The organism is Candidatus Megaera polyxenophila (assembly GCF_029982035.1).
In the GTDB taxonomy this organism is placed as follows: domain Bacteria; phylum Pseudomonadota; class Alphaproteobacteria; order Rickettsiales; family Rickettsiaceae; genus Megaera; species Megaera polyxenophila.
Map to the genome: position 1 here is coordinate 430,743 of NZ_CP104166.1, position 15,814 is coordinate 446,556.

The 15,814-nt window shown below is 33.1% G+C and carries 11 protein-coding genes, 1 tRNA gene and 2 pseudogenes; 7 read left to right on the forward strand and 7 right to left on the reverse strand.

Annotation, left to right across the window (positions count from 1 at the left end; translation table 11 throughout):
* Positions 1-159 precede the first annotated feature (159 nt).
* Both ltrA and N3Z16_RS02230 read left to right on the forward strand, forming a co-directional pair.
* Positions 160-1,413 (forward strand): group II intron reverse transcriptase/maturase, encoded by a 1,254-nt coding sequence (gene ltrA, locus N3Z16_RS02225; RefSeq protein WP_282486135.1) that lies wholly within the window; start codon positions 160-162, stop codon positions 1,411-1,413.
* A 77-nt stretch (positions 1,414-1,490) separates the two neighbouring features.
* A pseudogene (locus tag N3Z16_RS02230) lies at positions 1,491-1,964 on the forward strand (HD domain-containing protein); the annotation flags it as partial.
* Here N3Z16_RS02230 and N3Z16_RS02235 read toward each other — a convergent pair.
* Together N3Z16_RS02235 and N3Z16_RS02240 are read right to left on the reverse strand one after the other, a co-directional pair.
* Positions 1,918-3,258 (reverse strand): MFS transporter, encoded by a 1,341-nt coding sequence (locus N3Z16_RS02235; protein WP_282486570.1) that lies wholly within the window; start codon positions 3,256-3,258, stop codon positions 1,918-1,920. The pseudogene N3Z16_RS02230 and the gene N3Z16_RS02235 sit on opposite strands and share 47 nt — an antisense overlap.
* Entirely contained in the window at positions 3,228-3,353 is a 126-nt protein-coding gene (locus N3Z16_RS02240) for a hypothetical protein (RefSeq protein WP_282486571.1), read from the reverse strand. Before N3Z16_RS02240 ends, N3Z16_RS02235 begins: the two co-directional genes overlap by 31 nt.
* 6 nt (positions 3,354-3,359) lie before the next feature.
* Between N3Z16_RS02240 and tnpA the strand changes: the two genes are divergently transcribed.
* Positions 3,360-3,797: an IS200/IS605 family transposase gene (tnpA, locus tag N3Z16_RS02245; protein ID WP_282485546.1), complete on the forward strand. Its 438-nt coding sequence runs from the start codon at positions 3,360-3,362 to the stop codon at positions 3,795-3,797.
* 166 nt (positions 3,798-3,963) lie between these two features.
* The gene (locus N3Z16_RS02250) at positions 3,964-4,812 is read left to right on the forward strand and encodes a DUF2608 domain-containing protein (protein WP_223939602.1); all 849 of its coding nucleotides are present in this window, start codon (positions 3,964-3,966) and stop codon (positions 4,810-4,812) included.
* A 92-nt stretch (positions 4,813-4,904) separates the two neighbouring features.
* Here the strand turns inward: N3Z16_RS02250 and xseA are convergent, their stop codons facing one another.
* Entirely contained in the window at positions 4,905-6,272 is a 1,368-nt protein-coding gene (gene xseA / locus N3Z16_RS02255; protein ID WP_410519630.1) for an exodeoxyribonuclease VII large subunit, read from the reverse strand.
* Positions 6,273-6,356: 84 nt separating this feature from the next.
* On the opposite strand from xseA, the gene N3Z16_RS02260 reads away from it, so the two are divergent.
* Both N3Z16_RS02260 and N3Z16_RS02265 read left to right on the forward strand, forming a co-directional pair.
* Positions 6,357-8,468, forward strand: a complete 2,112-nt coding sequence (locus N3Z16_RS02260; RefSeq protein WP_282486573.1) for an LPS-assembly protein LptD — start codon at positions 6,357-6,359, stop codon at positions 8,466-8,468.
* Between the two features lie 9 nt (positions 8,469-8,477).
* Entirely contained in the window at positions 8,478-9,365 is an 888-nt protein-coding gene (locus N3Z16_RS02265; RefSeq protein ID WP_282486574.1) for a SurA N-terminal domain-containing protein, read from the forward strand.
* Positions 9,366-9,656: 291 nt separating this feature from the next.
* Here N3Z16_RS02265 and N3Z16_RS11600 read toward each other — a convergent pair.
* The 3 genes and pseudogenes from N3Z16_RS11600 to lpxC all read right to left on the reverse strand — a co-directional run.
* Positions 9,657-10,265: pseudogene (locus N3Z16_RS11600) on the reverse strand (IS256 family transposase); the annotation flags it as partial.
* Positions 10,266-10,473: 208 nt separating this feature from the next.
* A tRNA-Arg gene (locus N3Z16_RS02280) sits at positions 10,474-10,550 on the reverse strand.
* Positions 10,551-10,615: 65 nt separating this feature from the next.
* Positions 10,616-11,476 (reverse strand): UDP-3-O-acyl-N-acetylglucosamine deacetylase, encoded by an 861-nt coding sequence (gene lpxC / locus N3Z16_RS02285; RefSeq protein WP_282486939.1) that lies wholly within the window; start codon positions 11,474-11,476, stop codon positions 10,616-10,618.
* Between the two features lie 280 nt (positions 11,477-11,756).
* On the opposite strand from lpxC, the gene N3Z16_RS02290 reads away from it, so the two are divergent.
* Complete coding sequence (locus tag N3Z16_RS02290; protein ID WP_223939368.1) at positions 11,757-12,500, forward strand: sugar phosphate nucleotidyltransferase; 744 nt, start codon at positions 11,757-11,759, stop codon at positions 12,498-12,500.
* A 30-nt stretch (positions 12,501-12,530) separates the two neighbouring features.
* On the opposite strand, the gene N3Z16_RS02295 is transcribed toward N3Z16_RS02290, so the two are convergent.
* Positions 12,531-15,809: a DEAD/DEAH box helicase gene (locus tag N3Z16_RS02295; protein WP_282486576.1), complete on the reverse strand. Its 3,279-nt coding sequence runs from the start codon at positions 15,807-15,809 to the stop codon at positions 12,531-12,533.
* Between the last annotated feature and the right edge of the window lie 5 nt (positions 15,810-15,814).

Genomic DNA, 15,814 nt, shown 5'->3' on the forward strand with positions numbered 1-15,814 from the left:
AGAAATATAAGAGGTGGATACCTTGAATATGAGAGTACCGACGCAAGGAACTAGGGCGGAGCAATTCGTAGTAGTGAAGAAACTTCTGTAATGGGAGTGGAGCGAAGGGATTGCGTTAGGTAGTTACATTTAAAATGCAACTTGCAAAAGGAGGAAATTTTGAGTGCAACAAAACCATTTACCATTCCAAAGAAACTAGTAATGAAAGCTTTTAAACTAGTCAAAGCGAAGGATGGTGCTGCTGGAGTAGATCAGCAAACTCTGACAAGCTTTGAAGAAAGCTTACAAGACAATCTTTATAAACTATGGAATAGGCTATCATCAGGTAGTTATTTTCCACCACCAGTCAAGGCGGTAGCAATACCTAAGAAAACTGGAGGTGAAAGGATTTTGGGAGTACCAACTATATCTGACAGAATAGCACAGATGGTAGTGAAGTTAGTTTTTGAACCTTTAGTAGAACCTTATTTTTATCCAGATTCTTATGGTTATAGAGTTGGAAAATCAGCATTAGAAGCTATAGGTATTACTCGTCAGCGATGCTGGAAGAGTAATTGGATATTAGAGTTCGACATTAAAGGATTGTTTGATAATATACCACACGAACTATTATTAAAAGCAGTAAGAAAACACACAGATAACAAATGGGTATTATTATATATAGAAAGATGGTTACAAGCACCTATAGAATTACCAAATGGTGAGGTAAGTATCAGAACAAAAGGCACACCGCAAGGTGGGGTGATTAGTCCTATATTAAGTAACCTGTTTTTACACTATGTGTTTGACAATTGGATGAACAGGCAATACCGACAACTAAAATGGTGTAGGTATGCTGATGATGGTTTAGTACACGGGGATAGCGAACAAGAAATGCAAGAACTGTTAGTAGCACTGAAGCAAAGGTTTAAAGAATGTGGATTAGAGCTACATCCAGAAAAGACAAAGATTGTTTATTGCAAAGATGATAAGCGTAAGGGTGAATATCCAAATACAGAGTTTACGTTTTTAGGATATAGCTTTAGGCGACGAAAGGTTAAAAACAGCAAAGATAATAGTATATTTGTAAGTTTTAACCCTGCAGTAAGTAAAGACGCACAGAAATCAATGCGAGCAAAGATACGCAAGAGTAGTGTTAGTCGTAAAACTGACGTTAGTATACAGGATATAGCTGAGAAATATAATCCAATCCTGCGAGGGTGGATAGAATATTACGGAAAATATCATGTTACAGAGCTATATAAATCAGTGATGCGACATTTTAATACGAATATTCTTAAGTGGCTTATGCGTAAGTATAAAAAGTTTAAAGGTAGTAAAGCAAAAGCAGGAAAACTTTTAAAAGAAATTGCTAAAAGAGATCCAAGTTTATTTGTACACTGGGAAAAAGGAATAATAGATACGTTTGCCTAATGGAAGCGGTGTGAATTGAGAGGTTCACGCACCGTTTTGCGAGAGACTAGTGGGGAAGTTCCACTGGTCTACTCTCCTATTATTCCCATCCACTTGAAGTAGCCTACATGGTTTCTGATTATTTATTTAGAACAGATATACTTGTAACAAGTATATTACATGATACCATAGAAGATACTGATCTTACCTTTGAGGTGATTCAGACTGAATTTAGTCCATTAGTAGCAAACCAAGTCGTTGACCTTAGCCGAATTAAAGAGGGCGGTAATAAAATTAGCTCAGCAGAGATGGTCAAATCTTTGTGGTTACAAAAGAAATATGACCTTCTTTTAGTTAAACTATTTGATAGATTGCACAATATACAGACTATCAGCGTTAAATCTCCAGAGAAGATCCATAAAATATTAGAAGAAACTATAAGTACTTTTTTAGTCCTTGCGGTATACCTTAATATTAGCAATGCGGAAAAAGAAATCATTCAGTTATGTTCTAAATATATACACCCTAACTTGCTTGACGAAGATGATCCTCTCCCTTTTGGAAGCGATTAAAATCTTCTTTCTCTAATTTCTCAAAATGGCTTAAACCGTAAATAAATAAAATTGCCGTCGGGACTACAATAACTAAAATTCCCCAATTACCTAAATATTCTGAACAATACGCCAGTCCAAATGCAGTAACTATGTATACAAAGGCACGCGATAATGCATATGCAAATGTTGTATAAGTAAAGCGTTTAAAAACTGGAAAGCGCTTGTAAAAAATTGGCATAGCAGGCGTTCCCATATATCCAAATACAGCGATAACTGACTGAATCAGCAACATTTGGAAAGAAGATTGGATGTTATCAAGAAAATATGGGCAGAATAGGATAAATATTGTAAATATTACTAACCTTACTCTTACAATTTTTAAAGGATATATTTTATAACTTAAATATGATAATATTACCCAAGCAAACAGCTGGATTAGTGATACAATAAAATTTTGGTGAATTACTTGTTCTGGAGTAAAATGGAATAAATTTTTAAGGATGTTTCCGCAATACATATATGCAAGGTAAAAGCATACCGGCCATGAGCATTCTATAAAAAATAGTGAAAGAGCTGTTTTCTTATTTACCTTTTCAGTCCATATAACATTTTCCTTTAAAATTTTTGGATCTCGTTTAATTTGTGCTAAAGCCTTTTTCACCCTACGTTTTGCGTCTGCAAAATCAGGAGTTTCCCTAAGCCTCGTTCTAGCAACTGCTCCCACAATTGCTACTACTGCACCAATCCCAAAAGCGATACGCCAGTTAAAATTAAAAGATGTAACAAACGTAGCCACAGCTAAAGCAAAGACTCCTCCTAAAGCACTACAAATTGATGTCATCGTTACAGCTGGGTATTGTATTGGAGGCTTAGTGATCTCAGTAATATATATATTTGCTCCTGTTACTTCTCCCATGGCAGATAAACCTTGTACCATTCTACATATAGTCACTACCCAGGAAGCGGTAATTCCTATTTGCGAATAGGTCGGTAGACTTGCCATCAATATACATGATAAAGACATCATCGTTGTGGTTATGATAACAGTAGCTTTACGGCCTATATTATCGCCGATATAACCAAAAATTAGTGCTCCAAAAGGCCTTAAAACATAGGTAGAACAAAACGCAAAAGCAGAATGTAGGCTTGCAGTAAAAGGGTCTGCCTTAGGAAAGAAAAGCTCGTTAAGGAGAACTGCCATGTGAACATACAGCAATAAATCAAAATATTCAAGAAAAGTCCCTATAGATAATAATCCAATTGCTTCTTTTTGCTGGGAGTTTAGTGAATGAGCTGTCTGAGTATTGTACATCTGAAATATTTATAGTCCCTTTGGTGGTGAAAACCTCCATCTTCCAGATGGAAAAGCTTTAGCTTGTCTAATGCGCCATGATGCGGTAGCATCATAAGTCTATGACTTACTATAACAAAAGATCACATTCAGTTTTTTATCATCGTTATCATATAGTATGGATAACGAAATATCGCTATAAGGTACTTACTTACGACATAAAAAAACGTGTTCGGGAACTAGTGTTACAGGTAGCTGAGGAAATGAGTATAAAGATAGAAAATGGCGTTGTATCAAGCGACCATGTCCATATATTTGCAAATATTCCTCCGCATATTAAAATTAGTGAATTTGTTCAGAAAGCTAAGGGAAGATCATCTAAAAGAATACAGGAAGAATTTCCGATACTAAAAAAGAAATACTGGGGTAGACATTTATGGGGCAGAGGATACTTCAGTTCAACTAGCGGTAATGTTACAGATGATATGATTAACGAATATATCAACAAACACACTGACGCTCATGAGACCGACTTTACTTCAAATATTAGGCTAGAATGAGCTTTAGCTTGATAAGCGACTTCTAGTCGCAAAGATCAAACTTTCATCTCTCAGATGAAAGTGGTTGATTTTGATTTTGGTTTACTCTTTTAGTATTACTAATTTATGTTTAAAATTAAACTATTATTTTAAATAATATTCGTAAATTATTCTAAAAATAGTTTTTATGAAAAATATCATTTGGGTAATTATTTTATACATTTTGGCAGCAACGAATATGACCGCATATGCTCAAATAACTCAAATTACCGATTTTCAACTTCTTGAATCTAATATTAAGAATATGGATTCAGATACTCTAGTAATTTTTGATGTAGATCACGTGCTGATCATGCCTACTGATGAATATAGCCTTAACAGAAACCCTTACCGCAAGCAATTATGGCACGAGTTTAAGTTAAGGTCTTCAGAAGAAGATTTCAAGTTTTTACGCAGTATTGCAGTATCATCAGCAAAATGGCGTCTAGTAGATCCTAGTATCATTACTGTCCTGTCTGATTTAAACAATAAAAATATCTCAACAGTTGCTTTAACCTCTCTTGCAACCGGCAAATTTGGTATCATAGAAAAAATGGAAGATTTGCGGATAAAAGAATTACAAAGTGTAGGAATCGACTTTACTAATTTAACACCATTTCATGGAGAATTATCCATAAACGAATTAAAAAGTATGCACGGTACTCCAATGCTAAAGGCCGGAATTATTTTAACAGCAGAAGTAGATAAAGCTAAAGTCTTGGAACATATTTTACACAAAAAAAATTACTATCCTAAAAGAATAGTATTTATCGATGATCAGCTAAATAACCTGGAATCATTGGAAAAACTTTGCGCGAAGCTAAAAATAAAATTTGAAGGATTTCACTATACCGCTGTATCTTTAATGACTACCTCTACTGTAGATGAACAACTGGAAAACTTGCGTTTTGAAATTTTAGAAAAAGAGCATCGCTGGCTCAGTTACAAGGAATTAGCTAGCAGAATGGATATCCCAAATTCTATTATTACCCCATAGAAAATCAGGTAATAAACATCAATAGGTAATTCCAGCCAAGGAAATATATTTTGATATAATACAAGACTTATGGTTTAGCCCATAAGAAAAAGTTAAGCATCTTTAAAGTTATTAAAGCTAGACAGCTTGATTTGACCGTCTTTAAGGTGAGCTGTTATATATTTAGAAGACTGAACTTTTGATACCGTTGAAATATAATTATCATTGGGATCTTTTAACATAGCATAACCTCTGGCTAGTACTTTATTATAATCCAGGCTAGCTAGAATAGAGCTGTTGATTGATAGTTTATGCTCAAATTGATTTAGCAAAGTAGCTTTTCTGATTAACAGGCTATTTTTAAAACTGTTTAACTGCAGATACTTATAATGTAATATTTTTGTTGGTTTAAAACGAGAATAAGGAAAATATTGAAGGGCAAGATTTTTTTGCTTTAGCAAGCTCGGTAGGGAGCCAGTGAGTCTGAAACCTAAATCATCCAGTTTCTGTATATTATAATTTAAATAGTTTATTGGGTATTGTAATAACCGATTATAATTGCTCAAAATGTGAGCTTTATGTTTTAATAATATAGAAATTCGCCTTTCTATATTATTGTATAGAGAATTTAATGTATACTTTAAATTCTCTCCCACCGGAACAGCAAATTCAGCGGCAGCGGTAGGAGTAGGAGCTCTTAGATCAGCAACAAGATCAATAAGTGTATAATCAGTTTCATGTCCTACAGCCGATATTATCGGAATAGCTGAATCAAAAGCTGCTCGTACTACTTCCTCTTCATTAAATGGCCATAAATCTTCTATTGATCCTCCTCCCCTTGCTACAATTATCACATCTGGTTTTAGCCCCTCATCTAATAAATTAAAGCCATTTATAGCAATAGTAATTTCGCTAGCAGCTGTTTCTCCTTGAACCGTCACTGGCCAAATACATAAATTGACCGGAAATCTGTCAGTAATTCTATGAATAATATCTTTTATAACTGCGCCGGTTAATGATGTTATAATTCCTATTTTTTTTGGTAAATAAGGGATCTTTTTTTTATACTCTAATTTAAATAACCCTTCTTTTTCTAATTTTTCTCTTCTCTCGTTCAAAATCTTTATAAAAGCACCAACCCCTGCTGGCTCAATCATTTCTACTGAAATTTGATATTTTGATTGGCCGGCATAAGCAGTAATTTTTCCAGTAACAATAACTTCTAGTCCTTCCGCAAGGGAAAAATTAACTCTAGAAAGACAATGCTTCCAGCAAGTTGCAGCTATGACGGCATTTGTATCCTTTAAATTAAAGTATCCATGGCCTGAGGCAGCAACTTTAAGACCGGAAATTTCTCCTCTGATCCTGATAACAGAAAAATTATTCTCAAGTAACCATTTAATTTTATTTGATATTTCAGTTACTGAAAATTCATTTTTGCCGGCAGGGCGATCAATATTAAAATCATTACGATTAAGCATAATATTTATTACTAGCATTTACTAATATTAAATCAGCATCTATAATAGGCTTTTTTAATTATAATTAGTTTTAAATTAATTTAAATGCAGGTTTTTTGCAATTTTTTATTAGCTCTAAGCATTTTTTGTACCGCACAAAATAGTTATGCGCTAGATTCCACAGTAAAAGAAAACGATTTATTAACATTAAAAGCCGATCTTATAAAATATGACGATAATTCTGACACGTTAGCAGCAAACGGCAACGTTTTTGTTGTTATGGGGTCATATATACTAAGAGCCGATAGTCTATATTATGATATTAAGAAAGATGTACTATTTGCCGAAGGCAATATCAGAATTAAAGATGAGCAAGGAAGAATTGCAACCGGGCAAAGAGCAGTTTTAAAAGACAAACTCAAAAAGGCTCTTATCGATGAATTCCTGTTGAAACTGCCAGATGATTCCCTGATTATGGCCGCATATGGTAGTAGAAATGATACAAATAAATTTGGCTTATATAAAGCAATTTTTAGTCCCTGTAAAATTTATTGCGCAAATAAACCTATTTGGCAAATGAGAGCAAAAGATACGGATATAGATTATGAAAAACAAAGAATAACATATAAAAATATGTTTTTTGAGGTTTTTGGCCTTCCGGTAGCCTATTTTCCCTATTTTTTTCATCCAACACCGACGGCTGATGCTAAATCAGGACTCCTAGTGCCTGAAATCACACGAAGTAAATTTGTTTTACCAATATATTTTAGGGCCAAACCAAATCTGGACTTTACCTTAAGCCCCCACATGTCAAAAAGCCATACGATTTTTCACGGAGAACTTAGGCATCTTATTAAATATGGGAGTTATGAAGTAAAAAGTAGTTATAGCCATCATCCATACTATAAAGGAGAAAAACATTCAAAACCTCACAGATATACCATATTTGCCAAAGGTAATTTTTACAAAGATAAAATTAATTATGGTTTTGACTTAAATAGAGCTTCTGATAAAGCTTATCTTGTAAATGATTTTGAAAATTATTCAAGCTACCTGGAATCAAAAATTTATGCAAATAAGGTAGATAAAACTGATTATTTCTCTCTTGAAGGATACTCATTTCAAGGTTTTAGAGCAGATGATAAAAAGAATAAAGCTCCAATTGTTTTTCCGAGGGTTAAAGTACAAAAAGTAATAGCTATAGATGATGCTGAAACCACCCTTTTTCAACTCAAAAACAACTCTATAGCTTATAACGAAGATTATGAAAGGCAATTGGCAAGAAACGCTTTGGAATTAACATTAAGTAAAAAAATAATGACTCCAACTGGGCATTTATTCAACCTTGCCTTAGCAAATAGAAGCGATTTATATTGGTATAGTTCTACTAACTCTTCATCCAATACAGAAAAAGAAAAGATATGGGCCAGAAATATTCCTGAATTTCATGCGAAATGGCGTTATCCACTAGTACGCGATATCTTTGGAACTACAACAGCCAAAATAGAGCCGATTGTAGCTGCTTTTATCGGCAAAAATTACCATAAGGATTTTGAGAAATTTGCTCTTATTGATGTAAGCAAATATGAATTATCAGAATATAACCTATTTAGTTCTAATAAATTTAGCGGTATAGACTACCACGATTATGGTAAAAGGTTTAGTTACGGAATCAATGGCTCTTTACTTTTCGAACAATATTATTTGGATCTCTTCTTAGGGCAGCTAATTTATCAGAATAATATTAATACAAAAGGTAATAAAGATTACGTGGGAAACTCATCAATCGATATAGCTAATAATCTGAAGTTGTATTATAGATTTAGAAAAGATAAAAAATTAAATCCAATAAGAGATGAAGTAGGTATTACAACTACTTCAAAAAAGTTAACTACGAGCTTATCCTTTTCCAAATTGAATAATATTTCAAAATGTTACTCAGATGATGGTTTAATATTTCCTGAAAATAAAGTTAGCCAAATTAGCTTGAGTGTAGGTTACCAAATATTTGAATCATTAAGAGTTGATACTGGTGCGCAACTTGATATAACAAAAAAAACCAGGCTGTTAAATAGGAGTATACACGTGACATATGTCATGGATTGTGTTAGTATTACGGGACGCTTTTATGATAATTTTACCCATGACAAAAGTAGAGGAGTCAAAAAAAATAGTAGCAAAACTTTTGCTATAGGATTAAAAGTCTTAAACATGTGAGATTAATTTATGAAATATTTAATTGGTATAGTTATCTTCTTCTTTTCAGTAAACATTTTTGCAAAACAGCAAGATATAGTGGTTATCGTAAATGACAAACCAATTACCATGTACGAATTTACCGCTAGAAAAAAGATGGTTATTGCTTTAAATAAAGTGGATAATTCTGATATAAATACCGACAAGCAGTTGAACAAAAATGTCCTGAATCTTCTTATCGAAGAAGAACTATTAAATCAACATGCAGAAAAAACAGGTATTAAAATCTCTGAACTAGAAATTGATAGTGCAATATTAACGATCGAGGAGAGAAACAAAATGCCTAAAGGTCATTTACTACAATACATGAGAGAATTAGGTGTAAGTGCCGATAGTTTTAAAAAACAAATAAAAAGTGAGCTAATTAAGTATAATATAATTAGTAATCTGTCTAACTCAATTTCCGTTAGTCCAAAAGAATTAGATGTCGCTGTAATTAATAGCGGATATGAAGATTTTAATATTACAGCCTGGATATTTGCTTCCCTTAATTCTGATGACAAAACCTTAAATAAAATGCAAAAACTTCAGAAAAGCCTTACAGATTGTAACAAAATAGAAAATAAATTATATGCTGATTTTGCAATTGGCAAAAAAATCGAAGGTAAATTAAAGGATTTAGGAGATAAAACAAAATCTGTTATCCTTGACACAAACGAAAACAGCTGCAGTAACATTTATCAAGAAGATGGTAAGTTTAAACTAGTTTTAGTTTGCTCAAAAAAAGCTTCTGTATCAGGAGAGGAAATTGATAAAGTTAAAGGCTTCTTATCAAATCAAAAAATGTCTAAGAAAGCCGAGAAATTTTTTAAAGATCTAAAATCAAAAGCATATATAAATATTTTACTTAACGAGTAATAGGTAAATAATTAGCTGCCTTCTTGTTAAGAAATCAAGCTAATTTATCAAAAAATGGGCCATAGCTTCTCCCCAATTTTGAATAGGAATACTCCATTTTCATACAATAGAAAAGCCAAGACAAGTATAAAATGATCAAATATCCTTTTTGTAGGATGGGTAAATTGGGTTCATTTTTAATTTTCGAAGCCGTACGCGAGCATAAATCCATCTTTTAGGAATGACTACGAACGGATGTCGAAAGGATTAACCTTGTGTATGAGTACGTAGCATCTCCATTTATATTTATAACAAATCAGTAAAATTATTTAGCCAAAACTTAGCTCCTTCGTTCTCACTGATCCATAAAATATCTTTCCTACCGGTTAAATCTATAACCAAAGCTACATATACCGCCTTGTTAATAATCCTCTTATCTTGTCTTACTTTAACTACTAAAGCATCAAAATATATAATAGCATAAATCGATTCTAAAGGCCTATGCTGCCAGCTTCTGACCTCATCCATTATATTATCCGTAGCTCTGCTAATTAAGCTCTCACTTATTTCAGCTCCATATAGTTCCTGAATTTGCATCATAATATCAGAGACACTCATTCCCTTTGCATACAGTGATAAGATCTTCTGATCTAATCCATCTATCCTACTCTGGCGCTTCGGTACTAGCATTGGAGAAAATTCAGCATTTCTATCACCGGGGTACTTCTAGTTCTAATACTCCCCCTTCGGTAATTAGGCTCTTCTTGCCAACTCCATTCCTGCTCCGCCATATTTGCTATAACCAAGATGCTCGTCCATTTCTCCCTTTAAAGCTCTTTCAAATAGATTTTTTGTAAGCGCTTTTAATATCCCGTCTTTAGCAAAAAAACTTGTTAAATCTGTATCTTTATCTATTAACAAATCTACCGCTTGCTTTATTTTTTCTTGATCGCTCTTACTCTTATTTTATTCCTATTAAGTTATATTACCCTTAATATAACCTATCCTAGAAATTTACACACTTACTTGGAAAGAACCTTATCGACAGTAAAATTGAACCACCGTAAGCTATATATACTATTCGCATCCAGCGTTTGATATGTTTGTAAAATTACCTAAAAATGAAGAATGGCGCACCCGAGAGGAGTCGAACCCCTAACCTCTTGATCCGTAGTCAAGTGCTCTATCCAATTGAGCTACGGGTGCGTATAAGGTCAATTATATGAACCAGTTACTTTATAGGACCAAATATATCAATTGTCAAGGATATCTCAGGAAATTGCGTTTATAAAAGAGTATGCATAAGGATCGCTAAATAACTTCCTTAAAAATTGATTATTCAAATTATGGCTAGTTTTATAACCATTGATCGTGCCGATAAAATGTGCACCTGTGGTGTATAAATCACCCATTAAGTCAAGCATTTTATGGCGAGCAAATTCGTTGTCATGACGAAGTCCTTCATGATTAAGAATTGTATCTTTATCAATTCCAATAGCATTATCAAGTGAAGCTCCTTTAGCTAGTCCTTTACTTTGCAGGTAATTAAGATCTTGAAGGAAACCAAACGTTCGTGAATCAGCTATTTCCTCTTTAAAATTATTGTCCCTGCAAAAAGTATGTTTCTGTTTTCCAATTACCTTACTTGCGAAATCAATTGTTAAGTCAATTACCATACTCTCTGAAGGGGAGGCACAAATTTCAGTTCCAGAATCTTCAATTCTAATTTCTTTAAGTAATTTTAAATATTTTTTATGCGCATTTAAAATCCTGAACCCAGCACATTCAAGCATGAACACAAATGGTTTGCTGCTTCCATCCATTATTGGTACTTCGGAACCATCAATTTCGACAATTAGGTTATCAATACCACATCCCCAAATTGCTGCCATTAAATGCTCAATCGTTGAAACAGAGATATTAGCGTTATTTTTTATAGAAGTAGATAAAGAAGTATCGAACACGCTAGAGTAATTTGCTAAAATTTTATTATATACAGAAGAAACATCAGTTCTAATGAAAACAATACCGACATTTTTGCTAGCAGGTCTTAATGTTACTTGAGTCTTATTGCCAGAATGTACCCCTATACCGAAACAGCTTATAGGGTTTTCAATAGTCAATTGGTTCATCATTTGTTAACTAATGTAAAAAATATTTAATGTCTGAATTCTAGGTGCTGCAATATATAAATGGCAAATAAAATTTTATTACGTAATGTTTCATACGTAATAGCTAGTGGCTAAAATTAAAATACTAAAATACTTCGTCTACAATTTTGTTATTAAGCAAAATAAAAAGCTAGGTTTTGTTCTGGAATCTGTTATTATTCTCTTGAATTTTAGGGGATCTTGGATTTATATTCCCCAATATTACTAACTTTTAAAGTTACTATATAATTAAAATAAATTTATGCAAAGGCAAATTGTTATTTTAGCTGCCGGAAAAGGTAGTAGGATGAAATCAAATCTACCCAAAGTAATGCACAAAATAGGCGATAAGACAATGCTTCAAATGGTAGTAGATAATGCCTATGCTGTTACTAAAGATATTATATTGGTATATTCAGATCACATAGCTGAATATTTATCTGCTTTTGCAAATCAGTGTAAGTTTGCTCTGCAGAATGAACAACTTGGTACTGCTCACGCAGTCTGGGTTGCTAGTGCTTTAATTAATAATAATATACAAAATGCGGTTATCTATGGAGATAACCCGCTTATTACCCCGGAAATAATTACAGAATTATTCAATCATCTTGAGACCTCTAGGTCTGCGGTAGTAACATTAGCATTTAAACACGAAGAACCAAATGCATATGGCAGAATAATCCAAGATGCCGGAGGGAATTTTAAAAAGATAGTTGAATTTAAAGTAGCTACTGACTTGGAAAAGAAAATAAAATTATGTAATTCTGGAATAATGGCTTTTGCTCCAGGTATTTTACAAAAATATTTACCTGCTTGTATTAATCGGTCTCGGAATGTTAATAATAGCGAATTATACTTAACTGAAATAATAGAAATCTGTAGCAATGCGGGTGAAAAAGTAAGTTATTATACCTCTAAAAATCACCATTTAGTGATAGGAATAAATACGCAAGAAGAACTGCAGGCGGCTAATGATATTATTAACAATCGCAAATTTCTTCTATAGGAAAACAAAATAGGTGAATAAAACTTTATTTTATGCTTCCTCTTTTTCTGCTATGTGGCTTACCTCATTAGATATTTTTGTTAAAGGAATAACAGCTGCTAAATCTTGAAAATGAGGTTTTGAAGACCAAAGCTTATAGTTACCAATAACAAAAAATTTATATTTAGCTCGAGTAAGTGCAACATTTAGTATATTAGGGATATTGGATGCCCAGTTTATTGCTCCTGGTTTGGAAGGATCGCCACCTAAAAGCAATATAACTCCTTCCGATTGTTTGCCTTGAAAGGCATGAATTGTCCCTACTGATTTATATATCCAGTTGCTCAGCATTGACTTTTCTACAGGTTTTAATCTACTTTCCAAATATTTGGATTTATCTTTTAATAGCTTCTTCATCTTATCAGCTACAACCTTAAAAGGTGAGATGATATACAAATCTGGTAAAGAATGAGTTTGCTCTATGATACGTTGAATAATTTTAAAAGCTTTCTTGCCTTCTTGTTCGCACCAATGACCATTCCATTCGTTACTTTGCACGTCGAACCATTGGCTTCTAGAGTATATTTGGTCAAAGTTAGAGCTTTTTTGTGTAGTTGCTTGGATCATTAAATTATCATAAGCGATCTTATTTGCAATGCTAAACATTGGTTCGATACATCTCCTATGAACACGAAGTGGACATCCAACCCACTGGCTGTTAGCATCTTTAATAATCTCTGTTCCATATACATTTACTCTGTCGGATAGTGTTTGAACGGATTCTTCCAAAACACTCCAAGTTTTATCCACTTGGTAATATTCTAATAAGGTGTCATTCATTGCTGATGGCATTGTAGTAACTGGTTGTACTTGGAGTGGATCACCAACTATTATCGCCTTTTTTGCACGATAAATTGCTCCTAAAGCTTCCTGGGGACAAGATTGTCCAGCTTCGTCAACTAGTAACCAACCTAAAGATTCAGCTTCATTAAGACCTTTAAACAATTTGCTAAATGAAGCAAATGTAGTTGAGATTGAAGGCACAACGAGAAAAAATACCGCCCATATATGTTTTAACAAATATTGTGAATCTGAGGGCCATTTACCTGAAGTAAGAACCTGCTTTATGGCTTTAAAATTATTACTTATACAATCCGATGAATTAACAATAAAAGAATAATGTAGTTTCATGGCGTCAACAAAAAGCCTAGCTCGGACGTCCTGTAATTCGGTATGAATCCATGGTGAGGATAACTGTATCTCCTGATCTGATAATTGCCAAAAATTTTTATTTGGTATCGTAGAAGACCATGAATACTTATTCTGTATTAAATTTATATACTGATAATTTTTTTCTGTTGACGCAATCAATTCCTCCCTTTTTTTTATAAGATCAGAAGCTTTGCTTTCTAGCTTAGATATTACCTTCCGTAAATCCGATATAACCAGCTTTAATTCTTGATTTTTTTCAAATAATTTGGATATTTCCTCAATAATACTTAAACATTTATCTGACCATTTTTGATGGGAAGATACTTTTTTAAAAAACTCAAAGAGCATTAAATACCATTTAGGTTCCAATTTTTTAATTTCCTCAAGTTGAAATTTTTTCTGTTGAGTAATTGTATCAATTTGGGCGCGTTCATTTTCGTAGCTTTCGAGTTTTTCCTGAGAAATTTTTAGTTCGTCATTAGCCTTATTAATTTCGTTAAAAATTTTGTCCTCTTCCTCATCAAAAGACTCATATTCCTTAAGCTTATTTTTAAACTCTATAAGTTCTAGTTTTAATTCCGTAAACTCTGCTAAAGTGGATAAAAACTGCTTTCTATTCTCGTTCCAATCAGATTTGGGCTTTTTCGTTTTCAATAGATAATCTAACCCGTAATTATTATCGAACTCATTATTTCCATTTTTACTAGGCTGCTTACTCCAAAATTTGTCAAAAAAAGCAGAACGGTTTGATTTATTACCAAGAACAGCCGATCCAATTCCCCAACATTCTTCATTATTAACATAAGTAGCAATTTCAGAAAAATATTCTAAGCCATAATTTTTATCAACCTCAGCTAGTCTAGGTATTTCTTTGGAAATATTTTCAACTGCAGTATTATTACTACTAGCTATAACTATTTCGTGCCCAAGTAACCTAGCATCTACATTCCAAACTTTATAGTTATATCCATCAATTAATATACTTTCTGGATTATTAAATGCCTCTTTAGGATTTGCAAAATCAGCGAGAATTTTTGCTCTAGTGGTAATTATTTCGCTGATTATATCTCGCAACAAAGTTGTTTTACCAGTACCTGGCGGTCCATTGACCGAAAAAAGACCTCTAGTCTCACTAAGAGCAAGGTTAACAGCTACTTGTTGCGCAATTGACAAAGCTAGTTTATTATCAACAGGCCACCTAGAACTCGGTAAAAACTCAAGGTTGGATAATTGTTCTAACTGGAATCTGTCTTTCCGAAGATCATGTTTTTTACCTTTAGGAGTTAGCCCTAAATAATCTTTTAATGCGCTGCCAATAGTTTCTTTACCGTCATTTAAAACGTTATTAACCATTTTAATATCATCTAAATAGAAGCTATTGAGAATATTTAAATCCGGAGCGGTGATTGTCTCTAATATTACTTCGTAATATTTTATATCCCTAAATTTTTCGTCACCTTTTTCTTTATCATCTTTAAATCTATTAGGGACTGGAATACAGCTAGAATAAATAATAGCGTTATTTCTAATAAGATTATGGAAATCAGAAACCTCTGAGACTTTAATTATGTCAGTTAATAATGCTTTTAAGTCTTCAAACTTTACAGTACAATTAGGTCTGTTGCTTAATACATCCACCCAATTTTTATAAGTATCTTCAACTTGCTGCTGTATTTTAGATGCCAAATCAAGCCAAGTTTTTGGGTAGCTATGTTTCTTATTAAGGCAAGCTATAGAGATGAAATATTCAGGGATTGCAAACGTATCTTTTAGTATTTCTCCATAATTGTTTAATTGAAATGTACATAGGTAACTGACATTATTATTACTCTGTAAATTATAATCCTCTTTATTATTTGCCAACATGGTTTTTAATAGCTTTGTAATATCAGAGGAGTTTACAACACCTAAAAACACATTATACACCCAGGTTTTATCTGGAGTTTGCTTATGACTAGAATCTTCTCGGCTTTTCCACAGAATACTTTCCTGTCCTGAAATTCCTCGTTGAATCTCTTCTACATAGCCTAATTCATTTTTTGTGTCTAAATGATGAGGAGTAAATCTTTCTACTGCATTCCAGTAGTTAACGATATTCTTACACGGTTTATTATTCATATTAA